The organism is Burkholderia singularis (genome assembly GCF_900176645.1).
In the GTDB taxonomy this organism is placed as follows: Bacteria; Pseudomonadota; Gammaproteobacteria; order Burkholderiales; family Burkholderiaceae; genus Burkholderia; species Burkholderia singularis.
This window is the reverse complement of the sequence record NZ_FXAN01000051.1, coordinates 1-26313: the sequence shown is the minus strand read 5'-3', so window position 1 is coordinate 26313 and position 26313 is coordinate 1. Positions and strand designations below refer to the sequence as shown.

Below are 26313 nucleotides of genomic sequence, written 5' to 3'. Positions count from 1 at the left end.
TCTCCTCCAGATTCACGCGGTCAGAGGCACTCGACGATGGTCACGTTGGCCAGCCCGCCGCCCTCGCACATGGTCTGTAGGCCATAGCGGCCGCCGCGCTGATGCAGTGCATGGACCAACGTCGTCATCAGCTTGGTACCCGAGGCGCCCAGCGGGTGGCCCAGCGAGATAGCGCCGCCATTGACGTTCAGGCGCCGCGGATCCGCACCCAGCACCTTCAGCCAAGCCAGTGGCACCGGCGCGAACGCCTCGTTGACTTCGTACAGGTCGATGTCGCCGATAGTCAGACCCGCCCTCCCGAGCGCACGCTGCGTCGCCGGCAACGGCGCTTCCAGCATGATTACCGGGTCGTGACCCATCACGCTCATGTGATGCACGCGCGCTAGCGGCTTGACACCCAGCGCCTTGAGCCCGCGCTCGTTGACCACCATCACGCCGGATGCGCCGTCGCAGATCTGCGAGGCGCTCGCCGCAGTGACGCGCCCCCCCTCGGCAATCAGCTTCACGCCAGCAATGCCCTCGCGCGTGACGTCGAAGCGAATGCCCTCATCCACCAGGTGCGGCTCGTTCAGATCCCCGGCTTCGGCGCTACGCGCGGCCACCGGTATGATCTCCTCCTCGAAGCGGCCGGCCTTCACCGCGTCGATGGCGCGCTGGTGACTCTGGTATGCGTATTCGTCGAGATCGTCACGGGAGAAACCATAGTTCCTCGCGATCGCCTCGGCGCCAGTGAACTGACTGAACTCCACGTCCGGATAACGATGCTTCATCGCCGGGCTGACATAGAAGCCAAACCCATTCTTGGCCGGCAGCGCGATCGACAACCCCATCGGCACGCGCGACATGCTTTCCACGCCAGCGGCAATGACACAATCCATCGTGCCCGACATCACCGCCTGCGCAGCGAAATGCAAGGCCTGCTGGGACGAGCCGCACTGCCGGTCTACCGTGGTCGCCGGCACCGACTCGGGCAGGCTGGACGCGAGCACCGCACTGCGCGCCACGTTGGAGGCCTGCTCGCCAATCTGGCTGACACAGCCCATGATCACGTCGTCGATTAACGCGGGGTCGGCGCCGGTACGCGCTATCAATGCGTCGAGCACCTGTGCAGCCAAATCGGCCGGGTGCCAGCCGGAGAGGCGGCCGCCACGGCGGCCACCCGCCGTGCGCACGGCCGCTACGATAAAGGCTTCCGTCATGTCAGTTCCTTGTCGAAGACTGGAAATCGGCGATCCGATATGGCATTCATCGCGGCGCCATGCGGATGGCCCCGTCGAGTCGCACGCTTTCGCCATTGAAATAGCCGTTGGTGATCATCAATTCGGCCAGCGCCGCGTATTCGGCCGGATCGCCGAGCCGCTTCGGGAATGGCACCGAGGCGGCCAATGCGGCCTTCACATTCTCAGCCGCGCCTTGCAGCAGCGGCGTGTCGAAGATGCCCGGCAGGATGGTGTTGACGCGCACGCCTTCGCCCATCAGGTCGCGGGCGATGGTCAGCGTCATGCCGACGATGGCGGCCTTCGAGGCCGAGTAGGCCGCCTGCCCCATCTGCCCATCCTCGGCTGCCACCGACGCCGTGTTGACGATCACGCCGCGCTCGCCATCGGCCAACGGTTCCAGAGCGAGCATGCCGGCCGCCGACTTGGCAATACAACGGAAAGTGCCGACGAGATTGATCTGGATGATCCTGTCAAAGGCCGGCAGCGGGAAGTGCCGGATCTCGCCACTAGTCTTGTCGCGGCTGGCGGTCTTGATGGCGTTGCCGGTGCCAGCACAATTGACCAGCACGCGCTCCTGGCCGATCGCCGCGCGCGACCTCGCGAACGCGGCATCGACCTCGGTGTCGCTAGTCACGTCGACCCTGCAGAACACGCCGCCGAGCTCGCGCGCAAGCGCTTCGCCCTGCTCGATATTGAGATCGAACAACGCAACCTTCGCGCCTTGCGCCGCGAGACGACGTGCCGTGGCAGCTCCGAGGCCGGAAGCACCGCCGGTGATGACGGCGCTGACGGAGGAATCAATTTTCATACCGAACATCCTTATGGTCGTGAAACGCCGCATTCAGTCATGCGTAGTAGCGCAGGCCCTGCGCGGCCATCTCGCGCATGCGCGGCGTCGGCGTGTAGGCAGGGCCGAGGCTCGCGTATTTGCCGCATAGTGACACCACGCGCTCCAAGCCCAACCAATCGGCATATTTGAGCGCGCCTCCCAGGTAGGCTGGAAAGCCGATGCCCAGCATCAGCGCCATGTCGAGTTCGGCCGGCGTGGCCACCACCCCCTCCTCAAGCGCGTGCGCGGCCTCCACCATCATCGGCAGCATCATGCGCTCGATCACCTCCTCGTCGGCGAAGTGACGTGGGCCCGGCGGCTGCAAATCGGCAATCAGCGCTTGCGCATCGGGCGCAACACGTTTGCTGAGCTTGCCGGCGGCGTCGGGCTCATACCGGTAGAAGCCCAGGCTGGTCTTCTGACCGTAGCGACCATGCTCGACCATCCGCTTGACGGCATTGCGCGCCACCGGCAGCATGCGGTCCGGGTAGCCGGCGCAGATCACGTCGCCGACGTGGGCACCCACGTCCATGCCCACCACATCCTGCAGATAGGCCGGCCCCATCGGCCAGCCGAAAGCCTCCATCACGCGGTCGACCTCGGTAAAGTCTGCGCCGTCGGCCACCAGTTGCAGGAACGCGCTGACGTAAGGCGTAATGATGCGGTTGACCAGAAAACCCGGGCAGTCCCTCACGACGATGGGCGTCTTGCCCATCGCCAGCGCATAGCCCACAGCGGTGGACACGGCGGCCTCGCTGGTTTTGCCGCCTCTGATCACTTCGACCAGCGGCATCGCCGGCACGGGGTTGAAGAAATGCATGCCGACGAAATTCTCGGGACGTGCCATCGCCTGCGCAATATCGTCGATGCGCAGGCTGGAGGTGTTGGAGGCGATTACCGTGTCGCAACGCACCGCGCCTTCGAGTGCGGCCAACACCCGACGCTTCACGTCCAGGTTCTCCACCACGGCTTCGATCACCACATCCACCGTCTCGAAGCCGCTGTCGTCGAGCTGCGGGTGAATGGTGGCGAACAGCGCGTTAGCTCTCTGCTGCGTCAGCCGGCCGGCTTTCACCTGCTTGGCCAATTGCTTGGTCGCCTCATTCATGCCCAATTCGAGCTGGGTCTGGGCAATATCCCTCAGGCGCACCGGGATGCCGCGCAACGCGCTGGTGTACGCTATGCCGCCGCCCATGATGCCAGCGCCCAGCACAGCGGCCTGCTTTATCGGGTGGGCGCTCTTCGCATGCTTTCTGAACAGCTTCTTTAGCGCCTGATCGCTCAGGAAGGCCTGCACCAGCGCGCCGGCCGCCTGGGTCTTGGCGACCTCGCCAAAAGCCTCGGCCTCGAGCTTCAATGCATCGGCGCGAGTACATAACACCGCGCGACTCATCATCCGCACCGCCATCACGGCGGCCGGCTGATGCTTGGGGCTTCGGCGCGCGACGTCGGCAAGCGCCGTCTCGAACCACGTGCGCAGTTCGCCTTCAGGCTGCGGCAACGGCCCACGCTTGCGCTCCTGCTGCGCACGCCAGTCCCGCTCACCAATAGCCGCGCTGCGCAGCAGCCTTAATGCGGTGTCGCGCAAAGCCTCGGGTTCGCAGATTTCGTCCACGACGCCCGCCTTTTGAGCTGCGACGGCAGATGACGGTTTGCCGCCTGCGACCCAGTCAACCGCCGTCGCCGCGCCTGCCACGCGCGACAGCCGCACCGTACCGCCGAAGCCGGGGAATAAACCGAGCTTGACCTCGGGAACGCCAATCTGGGCGGTCGTGGACATGACGCGGTATGCAGCGGCGAGTGCCAGTTCCAGGCCCCCGCCCAATGCGAAGCCGTTGATTGCCACCACGCTCGGAAAAGGCAGATCCTCGAAAGCGACGAAGATCTGATTCTTGGCCAGCACGTCGCGAGTCATGTCTTGAGCGCTTTGCTTGAACATCTCGCCGAATTCGGTGATGTCGGCGCCGACAATGAACACATCCTTCGCGCTCGTGACCAGTACGCCGCGCACACCGGGCGCCGCAGCCAAAATCTCGGTGGCCTGGCGGAATTCGTCGACCGTGCGGCCATCGAGTTTATTGATGGCATCGCTGTCGCGGTTGAAGCACAGCTCGACGAAACCTTCGTCGAGCACCTTCAATTGAATGCTTTCGCCCTGGAACAAGAGGATCTCCCTGCTTGATTTCATAGGTAGCCAGTCTAAGAAGGCCACCGCCGGCCGGCCATCGTCGCAAGCGACGAAATAAGCAAACCTTACCTAGCCAGCCATGAGCGACATCAAGCGCAACCGCTCGCGGCACTCCGTCACCATGCGCTGCAGCAGTTCGGCGCAACTGGGCACGTCATCGATCAGTCCGATGCATTGGCCCGCGGTGATGACGCCACCGTCGATCTCACCGCTTTGCAGCGCGGCGCGGCCGCGCGAACCGAGCACCAGCGGCCGAATATCCTCGAACTCACAGCCACCGGGTCTACCCTCGATCGCGCACACCTCGTCAGCGATGGCGTTGCGAAACACGCGTGCGGTGTTCTTCAGCGTGCGGAAGACGAGCCTGGTGTCGCGCTCGTCGCCGCGCACCATCGCCTGCTTGATGCTGTCGTGAATGGGAGCCTCACGCGTCACGCAGAAGCGCGTTCCCATGTTCACTCCCTCGGCTCCCAGCGCCAGCGCGGCAGCCATGCCCCGGCCATCTGCGATGCCGCCGGAAGCGACGACAGGGATGTTCAATGCACGCGCCGCCACCGGGATCAGCACGAGGCCGCCGACGTCGTCCTCGCCTGGATGACCCGCGCATTCGAACCCGTCGATGGAGACAATGTCCACACCATTACGCTCGGCGGACTGAGCATGACGTACCGTGGTGCATTTATGCACGATCCGGATACCGTGCGCTTTAAAGCGGCCGATGAATTCCTTGGGGCTGTTGCCTGCGGTCTCGACAATCTTGACGCCGCCGTCGATGATGGCGTCCACATACTCCGCATAAGGGGGCGGCTTCACCGAAGGCAGGATCGTGAGATTGACGCCGAAAGGCTTGTTCGTCAGCGAGCGTGTGCGTTCGATCTCGCGGCGCAGGTCGCCCGGCGTGGGCTGCGTCAACGCTGTCAGGATGCCCAGGCCGCCGGCATTGGACACGGCCGCAGCCAGTTCCGCCACGCCCACCCACATCATGCCGCCTTGGATGATGGGGTACTCGATACCGAGCAGCTCGGTCACACGGGTCTTCATGCTTGGCTTCCTTGCGGTCGACCGCGCACTGGCTCGCGCGCGGCGGAATCGGTGACGAGGCGGCCGAAGAACTTGGCTTCGAGCGCCAACGCACTGTCAATGGGCAACTGCGTGCCTTCGTACACGGCCGACAGCAGCGCCAGCGGCGCAGGCGCCAGGTCCTGCGTGTCGCGGCGCAGGCGTGCCAGGCCGATCCCGAAACTGGCGGCCGCATGCGGTGCCAACGCGCCAGCGCCGCCGGGCACGCGGTAGCCCTTCACGTCCCAGGGCTGCCGCGCACCGGGATGGGCGAGCACCCAGCGGCGCGCCGCCTCCACCAATTGCTCGTGCGGCACCACCGCATCCACCAGGCCCAGCGACAGCGCCTCGGCGGGCACCACGGCGCGCCCCGTGAGCATGAGCGGCAATGCACGCTCGATGCCGATGTAGCGCGGCAGCCGCTGCGTGCCGCCACCTCCCGGAATCAGCCCCGCCTGTACCTCCGGCAGTCCGACCACGCAGCGATCGTCGTCGGCCAGTACGCGGTAGTGGCATGCCAAGCAAAGCTCGAAGCCAGCGCCCAGCGCCAAACCGTTGATTGCTGCGGCCACCGGCTTGCCGCAACGCTCGATCCGCCGAAAGGTGGCATTCACTGGAGCGACCAGCGCCGCCACTTGTGCGGCCGTGACGCCGGCATCGCAGCCGGCCAACAGATCGTCGACGCGTGCGCCAGTCATGAAGCCATTGCTGCGACCCGACGTAATCACGGCGCCGACGATGTCCTCTCGCATGGCCAGTTCCTCCACCGCCGCTGCGAGATCGACCGCGAAACCCGCGGTAAAGCAGTTCGCCTCATGGCCCGCAACGGACAGCACAACCATGGCCACGCCATCGGCGCCCGTCTCGAAATTCAAGTTGCCCTGCATGCCTGCCTCACACCCTTTCAATCACCATGGCTGTCGCCTGCCCTGCGGCCGCACAGAGTGTCACCAGCGCGGTTGCCAGATTCCGGCGCTCCAGCTCGTCAAGCACAGTGCCCAGCAGGATCGCGCCCGTCGCGCCCAACGGATGACCCAGCGCGATGGCGCCGCCGTTGACATTGACCCGTTCGGGGTCCAGATCGAAATGCCGCATGTAGGCCAGCGGCACTACCGCAAAGGCTTCGTTCACCTCGAACAGATCGATGTCGCGCACCGTCATGCCGGCGGTTTGCAGGATTCGCCGGGTGGCCGGCATCGGACCACCCAGGCTCAGTAGCGGCTCGGAAGCACAGCTCGCACTGCCAACGATGCGGGCGCGCGGCGCGATGCCGTAACGAGCGCCGAACGCGCGGCTGCCAAGCAGCACGGCGCAAGCGCCGTCGACGATGCCGCTCGAATTACCACTGGTATGCACATGCTCGAATCCAGCAAGTTGCGCATAGCGCCGCAACACGATCGAGTCGAAGCCCTCGGCCCCGATTGCCGCGAAAGCCGGCTTAAGCTTCGCCAGGTCAGCGGCTGTGGTGTTCGGGCGGATGGTCTCGTCATGCTCCAGCAGCAGTTCGCCGATCATGTCGCGCACTGGCCGCAACGAGCGCGCGAAACGGCCCTGCGCCTGCGCCACGGCCGCGCGACGCTGACTCTGCGCTGCGTAGGCGTCAAGCGCCTCGCGTGTGTGGCCGCCCAGCGCCGCCATCAGATCGGCCGCCACGCCGTTGGGAATGTAAGGATGATGCCGCCCGATCTCGGGGTCGGTGTAAGCCGCGCCACCGTCGCTGCCCAGCGCCACGCGTGACATTGATTCCGTGCCGCCGCCGATCACCGCTTCGGCCTGGCCGGACGCAATCAGTGCATGACCGTATTTCAGCGTATCGAGCGCCGACGTGCAGAAGCGGTTGAGCTGATAGCCCGCCACGCTGTCGCCATAACCCGCAGCGAGCAGCGCATAGCGTGTCAGGTCCGCGCCCTGTTCGCCCACCGGCATCACGATGCCAAAACCAACGTCGTCGATGGCGTCTGCATCGAAGCCGTTGCGCTCGCGCAGGCCAGCCAGCACGCCGGCCGCCAGCCGCACCGGCGTTACCTCGTGCAGCGCCCCATCGGGCCGGCCTTTGCCTCGCGGCGTGCGGACATGATCGTAGATATATACGTCGTTCATGCGATGCAGTATAAAAACGTGCGGCGCCGCGCACATCGTCGGAAGCGACGGAAATCACCGATAGACAAACCGTTGGTCGCAGGATATATATCGATTAATTGAGTTTTTGTCTGCCCGACGATCGAGATGTGCGTCCGCGTGATGTCCACTTTGTCGTTCGCGATGGCCGTTCTAAGCGCCTATTGATGTCAGCGACTACCAGCCCTCTCGGCTCGGCACTGTGGGCCAAGCTCAGCCCGCCGAACGCCTTACCGACCCACATGTTGCGCTCACGGGTATGCGAGCGCATTTGCCATGCAGGCATGGCCAAACTGGTGGTGGTGCATGCGCCCGCCGGATTTGGCAAAACCACGGCCATGCTGCAGAGCTGCGCACGCTTCGAGGCAGAGGGAATCGGCACTGCCTGGCTCACGCTGGACCGGGCCGACAACGACGCACCGCGCTTTCTTGCTGGCCTGAGCCGGGCGGTAGCGCGTATCGCCGGTGACGATGATTTCGGCACAGCGACGGCTCACGCGATGGAAGCGCTGGAGCACTACCCCGCACCGTTCGTGCTGTTTTTCGACGACTTCGAACTGCTCCAGGAACCCGCCGTGCTTGACTTGGTGCGCGAGATTATCGACCACCTGCCGCGCCTGGGACTCCTCGTGATCGGTTCGCGCGTGCTGCCCGACCTGAGACTGGGCCGGCTTCGCGCACGCGGCCAACTCGTCGAGGTGGATGCTAAACACTTGCGCTTCAGCGTCGAAGAAACCGCCGAGTTCTTTTGCCGTCGCGGCATGCCGCTGGCGCCGCGGGCGTTGGCTCAGTTGCATGACAAGACCGAAGGTTGGGTCGCGGCGCTGTGGCTAGCGTCGATAGCGCTGGAGCGTTACGCGACGGACGACGAGAGCGGCGATTTCGTCGCTCGCTTTTCCGGATCGCACCGCGCCATCGCCGACTACCTCGCAGAAGACGTGCTCGCGCATCAAAGCGCCGAGGTACGCGAGTTCTTGCTGCGCACCAGCATCCTGCGTCAATTGACCACGCCGCTGTGCCAAGCGCTCGATCCGAGCGCGAACTGCGCACGCGTGCTCGGCGAGTTGGAGGTCGCCAATGTCTTTCTCACGCCGGTACAGAGTTTCTCGGGCGACACGGAGCCGGCTTGGCGTTACCACCGTCTATTCGCGGACTTCCTGCAAGCCCAACTGCATAGGCAGCATCCGGACGAATTCGCGCGGCTGCACCTGTTGGCCTCCGGCTGGTACGAGGCTGCCGGCCGGCCCGTGCCGGCCATCGATCACGCCATCGACGGCGGCGACCTCCCGCATGCGTTGAACCTGCTGGCACAGCATGCCGAAAATTTTCTTTCGCAGGGCCGCTTGCGCTTGATGGCTCGCTGGTTCGCGGCCATCCCGGAAGCTGCATTGCGTGGACACCCGCTGCTACAGGTCATAGCCGCATGGGTGACGTGCTTCACACAAGGCGCAGGCAAGGCGATGGCACAGTTGGATCGCTCAGAGGAATGGCGCAGCGATTCCGCCGACGTACATGCCCACCTCAACGCGCTGCGACCGCTACTGCTGGCCATGTTGGACCGCTACGAGGATGCCTATGCAATCGGCCGTGACAGCATGCGCCGGCTGCCCAGTTGCAAGCCCTTTGCCGACAGCGTTCTCATCAACACCATGGCCAGCGTGGCTTCGGTCATGGGAGAAAGCTCTGAAGCCCACCGCCTGCTCGACGCCGCGCGCGCCGGCCGCGGCACCAGCGACTTCGTGCGCGCCTACACCGAGGCGATGGAAGGTCTTCTCGACCTGCAGGAAGGCCAGCTGCGCCAAGCTACCGCACGCTTGCGCATGGTGCTGCTCAGCGATGCGCACGGCAACGGCTATCAGCATTACAGCGGCAATGCTTGGGCCGGTGTGCTGTATGCGTCGGCCATCTACGAAACCAATCAGCTCGAGGAGGCCGAGCACTGGCTCAACATCTACCTGCCGCTGGCACGGGACGTCAGTCTGCCCGACCATATGATCGCCAGCCACTCGATGCGGGCGCGCATTGCGTTCTTTCGAGGCGACATCGACGCGGCCGTGCGTGTGCTGACAGAGCTGGAGTATCTGGGCCACCATCGCCATTTGCCTCGCGTCGTGTGCAGCGCTAGGCTCGAGCGCGCACATATCTTCATGCTGCAGGGCAAGGCCCAGGACGCGCGTGAAGAATTGGAGCGCGCCAATGACCCTGAACTATGGGCGCGCGTATCGCATCAGCGTCTGCCTGCGCACGAGACCGACGATATAGCCATCGGCAACCTGCGGTGGAACATCCGTTTCGGCGATGCGCAGGCGTCCTTGCCGCACATTGCCCATGAGCTGGCCGAGGCCGAGGCCGGTGCATGCCGCCGCCGTGCACTCAAGCTGCGGGTACTGCAAGCAATGGCCTTGCAGCGCTGCGGCGATCTCTCCGGCGCGCTGCAGGGCATAGCCGCCGTCCTGCGACAAGCCTGCTCTGAAGGCTTCATGCGGCTCATCCTCGACGAAGGCGACGCCATCGGTCTGCTGCTACACCGGCTGCATGCACGGCGCGCCAACGACGGCGCGCCGCATGGCGGGGACCCTCTCTTCGACGACTACCTGCAGCGCCTGATTGCCGCCGCCGGCCCAACGCCGCTGCTCGAAGCCGAAGCCGTTGCAACTGCCCTCCCCGCCGACGTGCTGGCCGAACCGCTGACACACAAGGAAACCCGTGTGCTGCAATTGCTGGCCGAGGGCTACTCCAACAGCGCATTGGCCGAGAAGCTGTTCGTCTGTGACAGTACCGTGCGTACACATCTGCGCAACATCAACATGAAGCTTGGCGCGAAGAACCGGACGCAGGCGGTGGCGATCGCGAGGAAGCTGTCGATTATCCGGTGATCCGGCTGACGTCAGCGGGCCGCTGGGTCCTTGACACCGCCACCGAAGAGTTCCCCCCGACGTTCGGCGCTGGAGAATGTACGCCGCACCGCCTAGTGGAAATGGTACGGCAAAAGTGTCCCCTATCCGTCGATTCCGCGCTCGGCCGCACGGATCAGATCCACCGCCTTCTCCGCAATAGCGATCACGGGTGCGTTTGTGTTGCCACCCACCAGCGTCGGCATGATCGACGCATCGACCACCCGCAGTCCTTGCAAACCACATACGCGCAAACTCGAATCGACCACTGCGGCTTTGTCGCTTCCCATGCGGCAGGTGCCGGCCGGGTGATAAACCGAGTCTACGCGCTCGCGCAGCACGGCGCGGATCTGCTCGTCACTCTCGACTCCGGAGGTAAAGAGATCGCTACAGCGCCATTGCGCCAATGCCGGTGCGTCCATCAGCCGGCGCGTCAGCTTGAAAGCGGCGACCAATGTGTCCAGATCGTCGGGGTGCGACAGAAACTCGGGATCGATGCGGGGCGGTTGCAAAGGATCGCCGCTATACAAGCCCACGCGCCCACGGCTCGCGGGCCGCAGCATGCAGACATGGCAGGAGTAGCCATGCGACACATGCAACTTGCGGCCATGATCGTCGCCTATGCTAACGAGAAAGTGCAATTGCACATCGGGCGCCGCCAGGTCGGGGTTGGTCTTGAGAAACCCGCCAGCCTCGGCATAGTTGCTGGTGATGGGGCCGCGCCGCTCGCGGCGATAACGGGCCACGCCGCGTGCGATGCGCAGCAGACCGCTGGGCATGAGACTCATCAGGTCGGGATGGCGCCGCGCGCGATAGCTGAAAATGAAATCCGGATGATCCTGCAGGTTCTCGCCGACACCCGGCAGATCGTGCAGCACCCGAATACCGCACGCACGCAATTGCTCGCCTGGACCGACGCCAGACAACATCAGCAACTGCGGCGACTGAAAGGCACCCGCGCAGAGGAGCACTTCGCGGCGCGCCCGCAGGGTGTACCGCCGGCCGCCCTGCAGGCATTCCACGCCCACCGCTCGCCTACCCTCGAACACGATGCGCAGTACCTGCGCGCCGTTGCGCACATGCAAGTTGCCGCGGATGCCGAGATGGGGTAGCAAATACGCGCGTGCGGCACTGCAACGCTCGCCGTTCTTCTGCGTCACCTGAAACGGGCCAACCCCTTCCTGCTCAGCGCCGTTGAAGTCGTCATTCAACGGCACGCCGCATTGCATGGCCGCTTCGAGGAAGTACTGGGGAAAGGGGTTGTCGGTACGCAACCGAGCTACGTTCAGCGGGCCACCCTGACCGTGGAAAGCGTCGTCAAACTGTTCGTTGTGCTCGCTGCGCCGAAAATATGGCAGCAGCTCGTCGTAGGACCAGCCAGGGTTGCCCAGTGAAGCCCAATGGTCGTAATCGGAGCGATGGCCACGCGTATAGATCATTCCGTTGATGGCTGAACTGCCGCCCAGCGCCTTGCCCCGTGGCTGGTAACCACGCCGTCCGTTCAGGCCGGGCTGCGGCACGGTCTTGAATGCGTAGTTGCAAAGCCGCGTCGGCAACATCGCCACCAGCGCCGCCGGCGTGTTGATGATCCAGCCATCGCCGCGGCCTCCTGCTTCCAGCAGCACCACATTGACGGTGTCGTCTTCACTCAGGCGGCCCGCCAGTACGCAGCCAGCCGAGCCACCGCCCACCACGATGTAATCGAACGCGTCCCCGTCCATCCCTGGTCCTCTCGACGCTACCGGCATGACAACGGTTAAAGCGCCCGCGAGATCACTTCCTTCATGATCTCGCTGGTGCCGCCGTAGATGCGCTGTACCCGCGCGTCGGCGTACATGCGGGCGATGAGGTATTCGTTCATATAGCCATAGCCGCCGAACAATTGCAGGCATTCGTCGACCACCCTGCCTTGCATCTCGGAGGCCCACAGCTTGGCCATCGAAGCGGTGGCGGTATCCAGCGTGCCGGCGACCAATTGTTCGACACAGCGATCGACGAAGGTCCTGCCGACCTTGAGCTGGGTTGCAAGCTCCGCGAGCTTGAAACGCGTGTTCTGCAATTCGGCGATCGGCTTGCCGAAAGCTTTACGCTCTCGCGTGTACTGCAGCGTGGCCTCGAAAGCGCCTTCGGCACCCGCCTGCGCAAGCACCGCGATGGTGAGCCGCTCGTATGGCAGGTCACTCATGAGTTGATAGAAACCCTGACCCTCCCGGCCGCCCAGCAGGTTGGATACAGGCACCCGAACATCGTCGAAGAACAGTTCCGACGTGTCCTGTGCCTTAAGCCCGAGCTTGTCGAGCACGCGGCCTACACGGTAGCCCTCGCAGTCTTGCGTCTCGACGATGAGAATCGAGGTGCCGCGCGCGGCCTGAGCCGGATCGGTTTTGGCCACCACCAGCACCACGCCGGCAAGCAACCCGTTAGTAATGAAGGTCTTGGAGCCGTTGATGACATAGACGTCGTCGCATCTCTCAGCGCGAGTGCGCACGGCTTGCAGGTCGGAGCCAGCGCCGGGCTCGGTCATCGCGATGGCGCCGACCAGCTCGCCGCGGGCCATGCGCGGCAGCAGGCGGCGCTTTTGTTCGTCAGTACCGTGGTTGAGCAGGTAGTGCGCAACGATGCTATGCACCGAGCTCCCCATGCCCGTGAGACCGCGGCGCGCCATCTCCTCGCAGAACACTGCCTCATGGCGGAAATCGCCACCGGCACCGCCCCACTCCTCGGGAATGTCAGCGCACAGAAAACCCAGCTCGCCAGCCTTGCGCCACAGCGCGTGCCCGACATTGCCGTGGCGACGCGCAGCCTCGTCGGCAGGGATCATCTCGGTTTCGATGAATCGAGCGACCGAATCACGGTAAAGGTCGATGTCTTCATCGGCCCACAAACGACGGAAATCCACGGTTATGTCCTCAGTTGATGCGCCTCGCGCGACCCGCCCAGAACGACTCGCGCAGGATGAACTTCTGCAGCTTGCCGGCCGGCGACAACGGCAGCTCGCTGCGGAACTCGATACTGCGCGGGCACTTGTAGCTGGCAATGAGACCGCGACAATGCGTGATCACGCTATGTTCGTCGAGCTCGGCGTCCGGACGCAGCACGATTACCGCATGCACACGCTCGCCCCATTGATCGTCGGGCACGCCGATCACGGCACACATCGAAACCTGCGGCAGCTGGGCGATTGCATTCTCGACCTCGGCCGAATAGACGTTCTCACCGCCGGTGACAATCATGTCCTTCAGGCGGTCGACCACATAGAGATACCCTTCGGCGTCCATGTAGCCGCCGTCCCCGGTATGCATCCAGCCGTCCCTCAGCGCGAGCGCAGTCTCCTCGGGCTTGTTCCAGTAACCTTGCATCACCATCGGCCCGCGTGCGCTGATCTCGCCCACCTCACCGGGCGGCAGCACGCGGCCTTCCGTATCCACGATACGCACCTCAGCGATCGGCACTGGCCGGCCGGCAGAACGCAGGCGCCTGGCCTGGTCAGGACCAGGCAGGTGGTCGGCGGGCAGCAGCACCGAAATGGTCGGGGCCAATTCCGTCATGCCATAAGCCTGGCAGAACTCGGCCCGGGGCAGTGCCTTCATGGCCTGCGCCAGCAGTGCGGCGTCGATGGGCGCTGCGCCGTAGAGCATCATTTGCAGGCTACTCAAATCGAACTCCGCAAAGCGCGCATGCTCGATGAGTCGCTTGATCATCGTCGGCACCATGAAGGTCTCGGTGACACGCTCGTCCTGGATAGACTGCAGGATGGTCGGCTCGTCGAACATCGGTATCACCACCTGCGTCATCAAGCGCTGCATCATCTGCAGCGAAAGCCCGCAGCCGGCGACATGGAAGAACGGCGCGACCACCAATCCCACCTTTTTGCCGCTTGGCCGCGGCACCGCCGCCACTGCACTCAGCGCATTGATGTAGAGGTTGGCGTGCGAGAGCATCACACCCTTGGGCATACCGGTGGTGCCGCCGGTGTACATCACCGCCGCGAGCTCATCGCCACCGTGCGATGCGTCGTCCATGGGTTCGGACTCGGCCACGATCTGTTCGTAACCGACCATGCCGTCGGGTACCTCGTCGTCGCCGCAGTACACCAGCGTCCGTAGCGATTGGGATAGCTCGCGCAACGCACTGGCCTGGGCCGAGAAGAACTTGTCGACCAGCAGGATTCGCGTATCGCAGTCGTCCAGCGAATAAGCCACCTCCTTGGCGCTCCATCGAATGTTGACCGGATTGACGGCACCGCCACCCCACCACACTCCATACAAGTACTCGACGTAGCGGGCCGAGTTAAGGCTCAACATGCCCACTCGGTCACCCGGCCGCATGCCGAGATTGCGCAATGCTGCGGCCAGCCGCGTCGCACGTTCGGTGAACTGGCGAAAGGTGACGCGCTGCGCGCCGCAAACCACGGCGGTCGCCTCCGGGCACTCTCGCAGCGCCTTGTGCAGGGATTGGGTGAGATACATCTTTGTTGCCTCCTAGTCTTGCCTACCCTTTTTCTTCACTCGGTTGCTCGCGCCCGCGAAGTGGCTCCCCTCCATCCTCCATGCGCGATCCGGACACCGCCCCATCGGTACGCCGAAGGCGCCGCGCAGACGCATCATCTGTCAGACCACCCGGCGATCATGGTCTCGCCAATACGGCTCGCGTAGTGTGTGCTTCATGACCTTGCCGGCCCCGGAGACAGGCAAGGCATCGACAAACTCGATGCTGCGCGGACATTTGTAGCCAGCGATGACCGAACGACAGTGCGCCTGCAGTTCCGCGGCTTCCACCCATGCATCCTTGTTTCTCACCACCACTGCATGTACCGCCTCCCCCCACTCGACACTGGGGACACCGATCACCGCCACGGCAGCCACTGCGCAATGCCCTGCCAGCGCATTCTCTACTTCGGCGCAGTACACGTTCTCGCCGCCGCTGACGATCATGTCCTTGAGGCGGTCGACGATCGTGATAAAGCCCTGCTCATCCATGCGCGCCGCATCGCCGGTATGCAGCCAGCCAGCCCGCAACACCTCTGTGGTAAGCCCGGCCTGGTTCCAGTAGCCCTGCATCACACAGGGACTGCGCACGACAACCTCGCCGACCTGACCGCGCGGCACGTCGCGGCCGTGCGCGTCAACGATGCGCACGTCCACGCCGGCCAGCGCTCGCCCGGCCGTAGTCAGCTTGCCGAGCTTGCGGCCTTCGGGCGTGTGATATGTGCTGGTGAGATAGCTCACCCCGGCCGACAGCTCGGTCATCCCGTATCCCTGCACGAATTCGGCCTCGGGAAGCAGCGCGAACGCGCGATCGAGCAATGCTTCCGAAATGGGAGATGCGCCGTAGCCGACCCAGCGCACGCTGGCCAGATCGGCAGCGTGAATGCCCGGATGGTCGACCAGCATTTGCAACATGGTCGGCACCAGCATCAGATGGCTGACGCGCTGCGTCTTAACCGCCTGCAACACGCCATCGGGTGTGAAGGTGGGCAGGAACACCTGGCGGCAGGCGTTCATCAACCCACGCAGCGCGAACGACAATCCGGCCAGATGGAACAACGGCGCGCTGTGCAGCAGCGACTCGCCGCCCGTAAACGGCACGGCCAGTAGCGAGATGAGTGAATTCGTGACGAGCGCCTCGTGGCTCAACATCACGCCTTTGGGCCGCCCGGTGGTGCCGCCCGTGTAGAACACGCCCGCGAGATCGCCGCCGTTGCGCAGCGCGTCGGCCATGGGGCGCGCGTCAAGCAGGAGATCGTCCAGCCGCAGCGCGCCTTCCGGCACGCTTTGCTCGCCGAAATGCACCAGCGTGCATAGAGCGCTCGACGTGCCGCGGATCGTCGCGCACGACGGTGTGAACGCATCGTCGATGAACAGCACGCGGGTGTCGCAATCGTCCAGTGAGTCGACAATCTCGGCCACGCTCCAGCGCGTGTTCACGGGGTTTACCACGCCGCCAGCCCACCAGATCGCGAGCAGGAGCTCGAAGTAGCAATCGCTATTGAGAGCCAGCAGTCCGACACGCTCACCGCTACGCACGCCCAACGCGTACAGTACACCGGCCAGATGCGCGACTCGTTCATACAGTTGCCGGTAAGTCTGGCGCCGTGCGGCGAAACAAGTGGCTTCATCGTCCGAATGCTGCTGCAACGCACGGTGAAGGGCCTGGGTGAGGTGCAGCTTCATCCCCGCACCACCTCCAATGTCTGAAGCACGCACGCCATCATCTTGCCGCCCACGCCTCTCAGCCCTTCGATCGGACCTGCCATCGCTTATCTCTCCCTGTACGGCGCGGTGCCGCGTCGCACCTTGATCTTGCGCTATCGTGGGATCGCCGGCATCGTCGAAAGCGACGAAATCCGATCAGGCCGCCACTGCCCTGTTCAACACGGCCGGCACGGCTTGCGCGTCCCGATTCAATCAAACCTTGAGCATGAATTTGACCAGCGCGGCGGAACGCGCACCGTATGGCGGCGAAAGCAGACGGCGGCCGTTCAAACGCGGCTGCACCAGAATCGGCTTCATCTTTGAAAAGGTCACAAATCCGTCGTAACCGTGGTAAGCGCCCATGCCGCTTTGCCCGACACCGCCGAACGGCAGCGACCCGCACGCTGCATGCATCAGCGTCTCGTTCACCGACACACCGCCCGAAATCGTTTCACGCATCACACGATCAATGATGCGCTGCGACTCCTCGAACAAGTACAGTGCGAGTGGACGCGGATGCGCATTGACATACGCAATCGCATCTTCCAGCCTGTCATAGGGAACGAGCGGCAGCAGCGGCCCGAATATTTCCTCCTGCATCACGGCTGCGTGATCTGGCACACTCGTCAAGATGGTCGGCGTGAAGCGACGCGGCACCTGGGTTTTCGTACCGTCTGCCAGCGGATGGAGTTGCGCACCGGCATTCTGCGCCTCGTTGGCGAGTTGCTGAAGACGGGCGAAATGGCGATCGGAAATGATCGAAGTGAAGTCACGATTGTTTGCGAAGTCTGGATACAACCTGGCAACGACGGCACTCGCTTGCTCGATGAATGCACGTTCCTGCCCATTCGGCAACAGCACATAGTCGGGCGCAACGCACGTCTGGCCGGCATTGAGCAGCTTGCCGCTCATGATCGAATCGACGGCCGCGTCGAATCGCGCGCCAGGGCCAATGATCGCTGGCGACTTGCCGCCGAGTTCGAGTGTGACCGGCGTGAGATTGTCGGCCGCCGCATGCAATATATGACAGCCCACATTCGTTGACCCGGTAAATACCAAATGATCGAACGGCAAGCTTGAGAACACTGCTCCGATGCCCGCATCGCCATTCACCACGGCCACGTGATCGCGTGCAAAAGTCTTGGCGATCAGCGTCTCGAACAGTGCCGAAAAGCGCGGCGTCAATTCGGACAACTTGAGCATCACCCTGTTACCTGCGGCAAGCGCGCCGATCAGCGGCGTCACGCCGAGCAGCAACGGATAGTTCCACGGCGCGATGATGCCGATTACGCCGAGCGGCTGCGGCATCAACCACGCCTTGGCCGGGAGCATCCATTTGTTCATCGGGCGCTTGCGCGCCTTCATCCACCGCTTGCCATGCTTGAGCGCATCGTTGATCTCCTCCTTCGACAACCAGAACTCTGACATCTGGATTTCCAGCTTCGCGCGATGGCCAAAGTCCGCATGAATGGCTTCGGCGATAGCGTCCTGGTTGTCGAGCAGCATCGCGCGCAACAGGCGCAAGTGCTCGGCACGCTCGCGCCATTCCGGGTAAGGCGCCCGTTGGTAGGCAGCCCGTTGCTCCTGCAAAAGCGAAACGAGCGTTGCGAACTCATGCGGTTCATTCTTCATGTCGACTCCTCGGCAAATGCGTGACCGGCTATCAGGCGGGCATGCTGTAACTAGTCCAAAGCAGCCGCCAGCTCCGGCACCACGATATTCAGGTCGCCCACCAAACCATAATCCGCCACTTGGAATATCGGCGCCTCCGGGTCTTTGTTGATCGCCACGATCACCTTGGAATCCTTCATACCGGCCAAGTGCTGGATCGCGCCCGAGATGCCCACGGCGATGTACAGTTGCGGCGCGACGATCTTGCCGGTCTGGCCAACCTGATAGTCGTTTGGTACGAAACCGGCATCCACGGCGGCACGCGAAGCGCCGAGCGCCGCCCCCAGCTTATCGGCAAGCGGTGTCAGCACCTTGGCGTAGTTCTCGCCCGAACCCAGGCCGCGACCGCCCGACACGACAGTCTTTGCAGCGGTCAGCTCCGGGCGATCGCTTCTGGTCACTTCACGAGCGACGAATTGCGAAATGCCGGCATCGGCCACCGGCGTCAGACTCTCGATAGCGGCCGAACCGCCGGTGGCGGCGGCCGGATCGAATGCCGTGCCGCGCACGGTGATCACCTTCACCTTGTCATCCGACTGCACCGTGGCGATCACGTTGCCGGCATAGATCGGACGCTCGAAGGTATCCGGGCTACAGATCTTGGTGATGTCGGAGACTTGCGCAACGTTCAACCTTGCAGCCACACGCGGCAGGATATTCTTGCCATAGGCGGTGGCGGGCGCCAGGATATGGCTGTAGCCGCCGACAACGGCAAGCGTCTGTTCGGCAACGTTCTCGGCCAAGCCATCTGCAAAATGGGATGCATCGGCCACCAACACTCTGGTCACGCCCGCGATGCGCGCAGCGGCTTGCGCCGCCGCGCCGCAATCTGCGCCGGCCACCAGCACATGGACGTCGCCGCCGCATTGCAGCGCAGCCGTCACGACGCTCAGCGTCCCGGCCTTGATGGTTTGATGGGTGTGTTCAGCAATAACGAGCGCGGTCATCTTGATCTGCCTGTTCAGTGTGCTTCGGAGGTATGCGTGTCGTGGATGACCGCCTATAACACCTTGGCTTCCGTCTTGAGCTTGGCCACCAACGTGGCCACGTCCGGCACCTTCACGCCAACGCCGCGCCCGAGCGGCTCGGCAAGCTTGAGTGTCTTCAGATGCGGCGCCACGTCCACGCCCAAGTCTTCCGGCTTGATCGTTTCCAGCGGCTTCTTTTTTGCCCTCATGATGTTCGGCAGCGTCACGTAACGCGGCTCGTTCAGGCGCAAGTCGGTCGTGACCACGGCCGGCAGCTTGACCGACAACGTCTCCAGACCGCCGTCCACTTCCCGCGTCACCGAGGCCCAGCCGTCGGCAATCTGCACCTTGGAGGCAAACGTGGCTTGCGGCAAACCCGCCAGCGCGGCCAGCATCTGGCCTGTTTGATTGGCGTCGTCGTCGATCGACTGCTTACCCACGATGATCAGTTGCGGTCGCTCCTTGTCGACCAGTGCCCTAAGCAGTCTGGCCACGGCGAGCGGTTGCAGATCCTCGTCAGTCTCGATCAGGACGCCGCGATCGGCTCCGATGGCCATAGCGGTACGCAACGTTTCCTGACACTGCGAAACGCCACACGAGACGGCGATCACCTCGTCCGCCACGCCTGCTTCTCTAAGGCGGACCGCCTCCTCCACGGCGATCTCGTCGAATGGGTTCATGCTCATTTTGACGCCGGAAAGATCGACACCGCTGCCGTCCGACTTCACGCGAACCTTCACATTGAAGTCGACAACGCGCTTGACCGCGACTAGTACTTTCATGTCCGTTCCAATAAGAATCCCCAATAAGGCGTTCGCCGGACCTTAGCGCTCGCCATCGATCGCCAGCGCCGCAGCCGTTGTCTGATGCGACCGGCGTCCCAACCCTGTTAATGCCGCCAGCGCCGGAATCAGTACCACCGCGCCCACCATGTTCCATAAGAACATGAAGGTCAGCAGCAGCCCCATGTCAGCCTGGAACTTGATGTCGGAAAAAATCCACGTCAGCACGCCAACCGCCAGCGTGACGCCGGTAAAAGCGATCGCGAGACCGGTTGTCTTCATTGTCTCGAAGTAGGCCTCTCGTAACGGCAGGCCCTGCGCCAGAAATAGCTCAAGCCGGTTGTACAGGTAAATACCGTAGTCCACGCCGATGCCCACGCCCAACGCGATGACCGGTAGCGTGGCCACCTTTACACCGAGCCCCATCAGAGTCATCACGGCCTCGCACAGGATCGACGTAATCACGAGCGGTATGAGCAGGCACAACATCACGCGCACCGAGCGGAACTCCAGCAGCAACAGCGTTGCGACGATGCCGTACACCAGCAACAACATGGGTCGCCAGGCTTGTTCGACCACCGAGTTGGTGGCCGCCTCGATGCCGGCATTGCCTGCAGCCAACAGGATTTTGGCGTGGATGTCGGGGTACCGCGCGTTGAATGATTCGACCGTGCGCACCACCGCCTTCAACGTCGTTGCCTTATGGTCATCCAGGTACGCGATGACGGGCAGCATCGAGCAGTCGTTGTTGTAGAACGCGGCCGGAATACCCTTGTGCGCAGCATTCGAGATGTAGCGGTTGCGCGTGACCGTGGCCCACTTCAGGTTACCGCCATAGGTGCCGGCGATGATCTGCTTCATCCAATCGAAAAGCGACAACGTGCCCTGCACGCCGGGCGTCTCCTCCAGCGCCCACTGCAACCTCGACACCACCGCAGCGCTCGGATAGGCGCCGCACGCATCGGGCGGCGTGGTGACCATCACGACGAAGACATCGGCACTGGTAGCGTAGTGTCGGGTGAAGAAAGCGACGTCGCGGTTATATACAGAGTTTGGCCGAAGCTCGGGGGCCCCGGGGTCCAGATCGCCGACCTGCAGTTGACGACTCAGCGTGAGGCCGCCCGCCGTCATCATGGCGGCCAGTCCCACGACCAACCAGGCACGTCGCGGTTGCGCGAGCGTCGAAATCGCATGTGCCAACCGATGCCGCCCCTGCGCGCGGCGCTGCGCCGCGCGCAGACCGGCGCGCGAAATGCCGGCATACGACATCGCAACCGGCAGCAGGAACATCTTGGTGAAGATGATCACCGCCACACCGATACTGGCGCTAATGGCCAGTTCCCGGATCACTCCGATATCGATTGTCAGCAAGGTGGAAAAACCCACCACGTCGCATAGCAGCGCCACGGTGCCCGGCACGAACAGCAGGCAGAAGGTGGCACGGGCCGCCGCCATCTTGCCGGCCCCCTGAACGGTTTCGCTCGCGAAGGTATTGATGTTCTGCACCGCATGCGACACGCCGATCGCGAAAGTAAGAAAAGGCACGAGGATCGAATACGGATCGAGGCCGAACCCGAGCGCATGCATCAAACCCAGATGCCACACCACCGCTAACAGACAGCAAGCGATGGTCGCCAGTGTGCTGCGCCAGCAGCGCGAATAGGCCCACAGTAGCAACGTGGTTAGTACCACGGTGACCAGGAAAAACATTCCGATCGAGGCAGTGCCCTGGATCAGTTGGCCAACCAATTCGGCGAAGCCGACGATATGGATGCGAACGCCTTTGCGCTCGTACTTGGCTCGCAGTTGCTTTTCGAGCCGCTGCGAGAAACGCTGATAGTCCAGCTTCTGTCCAGTATCCGGATCGTTTTCGAGCAGCGGCGCCACAATCACACTGGACCGATGATCGTTGGCCACCAGGCTGCCGACCAGCCCGGCCTTGGCGACGTTCTCGCGCACGATATCCGCATCGCGCTTGGCGCCCAGGCTGCCATAGTCGGACGGAACCACCTTACCCGAACGTAGCCCATCCTCCGCAGCCTCGAACCAAAGCGTGTTCGGTGTCCATAGCGAGCGCAAGTTGCCGCGATCGATGCCGGGGATGTAGAACACCTCGTCGGTAATCTCGCGCAGAACTTCGAGATAGCGGGAGTTGTAGATGTCGCCGTCGGTCGCCTCCACCGCGATGCGAATGGTGTTGCCCAGTGGCCTGAGTTCGTTCTCGAAGCGCAGGCTGTTCAAGATGAACGGGTGGTGGGACGGCACCATCTTGCGAAAACTCGCATCAGGCTGCAACAACGTGGCCTGCCACAGCAGCACCGCCGAAGCCAGCGCAAAAAACATCAGCCACAGCGGCCGATGATCGAATAACATCCGCGCCGCGAAAGCCTCGATACGCGCAGTCCAGCCGGGTTTTTTTGGGGGGGGCTGCACCGTCGTCATTGTTGGCTTCCTTGCGACGCTAGCGGGTGGATGCGGACCCCGCCCAGTCCTACCGTCACGGCTGATAGTTTGGCACTCGCACCGATCAGGGCGAGGCCGCTAAGACGACGCTGCGACAGGCGCGCGCCGACAGGACGGAACGCTTGAGCTTGGTCGCTACTGGTCAGCAGTTGCCCATCCTCGTCGACCAATAACGGGATGCCGTTGCTGCGCACGACACCGGCAACGAGAGTTTTGTCGGTGCCGCTACGCACCGCCGTCCAGCGCTGGCCGCCATCGACCGAGCGGAATGCATGGCCCTTGAAGCCGTAAGCCAACAGCACGGAGCCGGGCAGCGCAAGCACACCGTATAGGTAGCCGTTGTAGCCGGTATGGCCGCGCGACCAAGTATGACCCCGGTCACGCGAACGGAACACAACACCGGCTTCTGCGGCGATCAGCACGTCGCCGTCGGAGGTCAGCGTAATACCGTTAAGGTGCAGGCCCTCGCCGTTATCGAGCCGGTCACCGATATAGTCCCAATGCTGTCCGCCATCCCCGGTTTCGAACAACTGGCCAAACGCACCGACGGCAAAACCGTTCGCGGCATCGAAAAACCGCACACCCAGCAGAGGGCGCGACGGCCCCGCCGCAATCGACTGCTCGGCGGAAGCGACGGCATCCTCGGCCTGCTCGCGCCGTTTCTCGTCGACATTCGGTACAGCACGCAGCCGCTCAAGCGACGCGCGCGCGGCGGCCAGCATCTGCGCATCTCCCTGCCTGCCGTCGAACTGGCGTCGCCAAGTGGCACCACCGTCCAACGTGGCAAGAATCACGCCGTCATGGCCGACCGCCCAGCCGTTGCGCTCATCCGCAAACGCAACAGCGGTAAGCATCACCGAGGTCGGCGACGGCGACTGCGCCCAACTGACGCCCCAGTCATCGGAATGCACAATGAGACCCATATCACCAACGGCCACCAGCCGCTTGCCGGCCTGGGTCACGTCGACGAGCAGCTTGCGGGCACCGTTGCGGGTGGCTGGAGCCGGTGTGTCCAGCAAATCAAGCGGCGTCGCCGTCGGTGTGACCGTCTGCCCGAGCGCCCACGCACCACCGGACAGCGCCAGCACAACAAGCAAGGCAGTCTGTGCTGCACGGCCTGCAAAGCGGGTCGCGAACGTGCACTCCGAGTTCCGCATGGTTGCCTCAGTTGCCCACGCGACGCAGCGCGTCGGGCGTGAAGGCAGACGGTTTCAGTGCCACATTGAACTGAATCGGCTTCTCTTCGTTGGTGAGATTGCTGGTGACGTAGCGGCGCGCCTGGAGGTCGTACTCCGCGATGCCTGCCACGAAATAGGCCGGCGCATCGTAGTACTGAGCACCATGCACTTCCATCACGCGCCACAGCTCGCCACGGCCGTCGTAGAGGTCGGCATGCACGATCTGCCAGCTATCCTCATCGACGTAGTACACTCGCTTGCCGTAGATATGGCTCTTGCCTTTCTTAAGCGTCGCCTCGACAACCCATACCCGGTGCAACTCGTAGCGCAGCAGATCCGGATTGATGTTGGTGGGCTTAACGATGTCCTTGTACTTGAGGCTCTTGTCGGTAAGCTTGCTGTTGTTGTACGAGACGATCATTTCGCGCTTGCCGACCAGCTTCCAGTCGAAGCGATCGGGCGAGCCGTTGAAACCGTCGTAGTCGTCCACTGTCGACAGGCCGTCAACGCCGGTACGCGGCGTGTCGTAGGCCACCTCCGGCGCCCGCAGCACGCGACGCGAGCCAGGGTTGTAAAGCCATGCGGCGCGTGGCTGCTTCACCTGGTCGATGAAGTCGTGCGCGAGCAAAGCCTCGCCCGCGATCGACGACGGAGCCTCCCATGTGGTGAGGAAGTAGAACAGCACGTTCGGCACGTCCTTCATACCGTTACCGAAAATGGTTTCCTCATGGCGTCTGACCGGCGTGAAGCTACCGTTGGTATCCACCGGGAATTCCGTCGTATAGCGGATCATCGTGCGGCCGCGATAGCGAAAGGCGTGATTCCAGATCACCTCCACGCCAGTGGTCGGCACCGGAAAAGGCACGGTGCTGCTTTCCACGCCGGTGACTGAATTGCCTTCGTTGGCGATATCAATCGTGCCGGCTTCGGCCTTGACGGCGTTGTAGACACTTTCCGGATAAGCCGCCGAGCGCCGCGTCGGATAAACCCTGATCTGGTAGCTCGGATAGCGCTTGAGCAACGCGAGCTGGCCGGGGGCGAGCTTGTCCTTGTACTGGCCGGCGTTCGCAGCAGTAATCGTGTAAAGCGGCTTATCGGCGGCAAAGGGATCGATCAATCCCTTGGCTGGGTCGAACCCCGCGGGGGGTTTGGCGATACCGCCATCCCAGGCGGGAATCGTGCCGTCCTTGTTGCCGGCTCGCTCTGCGCCCACGGGTGTAAGTTCTTTGCCGAGACGAGCGATCTGGTCGGCCGGTGTCTTGGCCGCGCCTATCTGCGCTGCCAGTGCCAGCAGCGCGACACTGGCCAAGCGAACAGGGGTAGTGATACGGTACATGGATTCTGTCTCCGGTGTAGAGCGCTCAGAAGCTGGCCGTCAGCACGGCCGCAACGAAGTCGCGATCATGAAAGCTGTCGAAGCGGGCATTGGGATTGAAATGCGTGTAGCTCAGGTCCAGTGTGTATTTTTTGTTTACCTCGAACTTCACGCCTGGGGTAATGGCATAACGCCCTTGGCTGAAAACGCCGTCGGCCGACCAACCCTTCACGTCTTCCGAGATGAACAAACGCGGCTTGACCACCACGTTCGGGATCAGGTTCGGATACTCGAGTTCGATCATCGCGCGCACGCCCCAGGCGTTGCTGGTGAAATAGCCGTCCTGCGTGCAGTTGCCGGCATTGGTCGCCGCCGCCGGGCAAGCGCCGCCAAAGCTGGCGTGCTGCGCGGCGCCGAACTCGAAGCCTCGCCCGTAGCGTAGGCCGGTGTAGGGATCGCCGATACCGTTCCAACGCTGGTAAGCCGCTTCTGCGACGAAGGAGGCGCTCGCGGCGCCAAGCACGTGGGAAAACACCTTTGTCGTCGAAAGCTGGATCTGCAATTTGTTCTTGCGTTCGTAGCCGGGCATGTCCTTCGCGGCGGTGCCGCCAAACACGCCGGCCGCCGGCCCATTGTCAAGCGCCAGACCGAGGAAGCTATCGACCGGGTTCAATTGAACCGGGAAGCCCTTGGTGAAGGACAGCTCAGCGCTGGTCGACCAGCCGCCCAGCACGGTGGACGCGCTTAGCCCCAGCACCTTGATGTTGTTGGCCGAGTAGTCCCAGTAAATCGACGCGTTCTGCGCCATCAGACCCGTGATCGCCGGTGGCAAGCCGTAGACCGAACCAGCCGGATGCTGGATGGCGTCTGGCTGCCCCGCCGCGCGGCGCACAGCAGACAAATTCGGCACTTTAGGAGCGTAGTTGACAAAGTAGGCGCCAAACTCAGTGTCGATCGACTCGACCATATCCTTGAAGGCGATGCCGAACTGGCCGCTATTGCTCGGCGTCTTGTCGGGTAGTCTGGAGAACTGATAGTTCGGTATGCCGCCCCAGGCCTGCTGCGAAGGGGACGTGCCGTTGCCGTCCACGAGGATGGAACCTGGCGTGCAGTTCAGCGCAGTGGCCGGGGACCAGTAGGTGCCACAACCGTCGATGGCGCTACGTCGCCACTGGAACTGGTAGAACGCCTCGATCGATTTGCCACCGCCCAGCCCCAGGTTGGCCGAGATCTGCGGCACCGGCAGGATCGCCTCCTTCAGCAGCGTGCCGGGCTGACGCAGCGCGGTCACGTCCAACACTTGATATTGGTTGACGCCCGGGATAAACAAGCTCTCGCCGAAGTTTGTCAACGTCGGACGTAATTTCCCCAGAAGTGTCGAAGTAAAATTCCCCCACCCTGTTCGGACGGTGATCAGCCGGCGATGTGATCGGA

The 26313-nt window shown here is 63.3% G+C and carries 18 protein-coding genes; 1 reads left to right on the top strand and 17 read right to left on the bottom strand.

Features of this window, described 5'->3' with window-relative positions:
• Window positions 1-20: 20 nt before the first annotated feature.
• From BSIN_RS10775 to BSIN_RS10750, 6 genes are all read right to left on the bottom strand, one after another.
• A complete protein-coding gene (locus tag BSIN_RS10775; protein WP_089340486.1) occupies window positions 21-1199 on the bottom strand; it encodes an acetyl-CoA C-acetyltransferase in 1179 nt (392 codons plus the stop codon).
• A gap of 46 nt (window positions 1200-1245) precedes the next feature.
• Complete coding sequence (locus tag BSIN_RS10770; protein WP_089340515.1) at window positions 1246-2028, bottom strand: SDR family NAD(P)-dependent oxidoreductase; 783 nt, start codon at window positions 2026-2028, stop codon at window positions 1246-1248.
• 37 nt (window positions 2029-2065) lie between these two features.
• A complete protein-coding gene (gene fadB, locus BSIN_RS10765; RefSeq protein ID WP_089340485.1) occupies window positions 2066-4213 on the bottom strand; it encodes a fatty acid oxidation complex subunit alpha FadB in 2148 nt (715 codons plus the stop codon).
• Window positions 4214-4306: 93 nt separating this feature from the next.
• Entirely contained in the window at window positions 4307-5278 is a 972-nt protein-coding gene (locus BSIN_RS10760; RefSeq protein WP_089340484.1) for an NAD(P)H-dependent flavin oxidoreductase, read from the bottom strand.
• Window positions 5275-6183, bottom strand: coding sequence for an enoyl-CoA hydratase-related protein (locus BSIN_RS10755; RefSeq protein WP_089340483.1), 909 nt, complete (start codon window positions 6181-6183; stop codon window positions 5275-5277). The genes BSIN_RS10760 and BSIN_RS10755 overlap by 4 nt, the downstream gene beginning before the upstream one ends.
• 7 nt (window positions 6184-6190) lie before the next feature.
• Window positions 6191-7396, bottom strand: a complete 1206-nt coding sequence (locus tag BSIN_RS10750; protein ID WP_089340514.1) for an acetyl-CoA C-acetyltransferase — start codon at window positions 7394-7396, stop codon at window positions 6191-6193.
• A gap of 302 nt (window positions 7397-7698) precedes the next feature.
• Here BSIN_RS10750 and BSIN_RS10745 point away from each other — a divergent pair, with 302 nt between their 5' ends.
• Window positions 7699-10290, top strand: a complete 2592-nt coding sequence (locus BSIN_RS10745) for a winged helix-turn-helix domain-containing protein (protein ID WP_256583740.1) — start codon at window positions 7699-7701, stop codon at window positions 10288-10290.
• 122 nt (window positions 10291-10412) lie between these two features.
• Here BSIN_RS10745 and BSIN_RS10740 read toward each other — a convergent pair whose 3' ends face one another.
• From BSIN_RS10740 to BSIN_RS10690, 11 genes are all read right to left on the bottom strand, one after another.
• Entirely contained in the window at window positions 10413-12029 is a 1617-nt protein-coding gene (locus BSIN_RS10740; RefSeq protein WP_256583739.1) for a GMC family oxidoreductase, read from the bottom strand.
• A gap of 35 nt (window positions 12030-12064) precedes the next feature.
• Window positions 12065-13207 carry an acyl-CoA dehydrogenase family protein gene (locus tag BSIN_RS10735; RefSeq protein WP_369828168.1) on the bottom strand — a complete coding sequence of 381 codons (1143 nt, stop codon included), beginning with the start codon at window positions 13205-13207 and terminating at the stop codon, window positions 12065-12067.
• 10 nt (window positions 13208-13217) lie between these two features.
• The gene (locus BSIN_RS10730; RefSeq protein ID WP_089340480.1) at window positions 13218-14777 is read right to left on the bottom strand and encodes a long-chain-fatty-acid--CoA ligase; all 1560 of its coding nucleotides are present in this window, start codon (window positions 14775-14777) and stop codon (window positions 13218-13220) included.
• 141 nt (window positions 14778-14918) lie between these two features.
• On the bottom strand, window positions 14919-16481 hold the full coding sequence (locus tag BSIN_RS10725) for a class I adenylate-forming enzyme family protein (protein ID WP_369828167.1): 1563 nt from the start codon (window positions 16479-16481) through the stop codon (window positions 14919-14921).
• A gap of 234 nt (window positions 16482-16715) precedes the next feature.
• Complete coding sequence (locus BSIN_RS10720) at window positions 16716-18134, bottom strand: coniferyl aldehyde dehydrogenase (RefSeq protein ID WP_089340479.1); 1419 nt, start codon at window positions 18132-18134, stop codon at window positions 16716-16718.
• A gap of 50 nt (window positions 18135-18184) precedes the next feature.
• On the bottom strand, window positions 18185-19120 hold the full coding sequence (locus tag BSIN_RS10715) for an electron transfer flavoprotein subunit alpha/FixB family protein (RefSeq protein WP_089340478.1): 936 nt from the start codon (window positions 19118-19120) through the stop codon (window positions 18185-18187).
• Between the two features lie 53 nt (window positions 19121-19173).
• Complete coding sequence (locus tag BSIN_RS10710; protein ID WP_089340477.1) at window positions 19174-19923, bottom strand: electron transfer flavoprotein subunit beta/FixA family protein; 750 nt, start codon at window positions 19921-19923, stop codon at window positions 19174-19176.
• Window positions 19924-19965: 42 nt separating this feature from the next.
• Window positions 19966-22365 (bottom strand): efflux RND transporter permease subunit, encoded by a 2400-nt coding sequence (locus tag BSIN_RS10705; RefSeq protein WP_089340476.1) that lies wholly within the window; start codon window positions 22363-22365, stop codon window positions 19966-19968.
• Window positions 22362-23474 carry a WD40/YVTN/BNR-like repeat-containing protein gene (locus BSIN_RS10700; protein WP_256583746.1) on the bottom strand — a complete coding sequence of 371 codons (1113 nt, stop codon included), beginning with the start codon at window positions 23472-23474 and terminating at the stop codon, window positions 22362-22364. Before BSIN_RS10700 ends, BSIN_RS10705 begins: the two co-directional genes overlap by 4 nt.
• 76 nt (window positions 23475-23550) lie before the next feature.
• The gene (locus BSIN_RS10695; RefSeq protein ID WP_089340474.1) at window positions 23551-24900 is read right to left on the bottom strand and encodes a DUF1329 domain-containing protein; all 1350 of its coding nucleotides are present in this window, start codon (window positions 24898-24900) and stop codon (window positions 23551-23553) included.
• Between the two features lie 25 nt (window positions 24901-24925).
• The coding region (locus BSIN_RS10690) for a DUF1302 domain-containing protein (RefSeq protein ID WP_143757410.1) at window positions 24926-26313 on the bottom strand (1388 nt) is incomplete at its 5' end.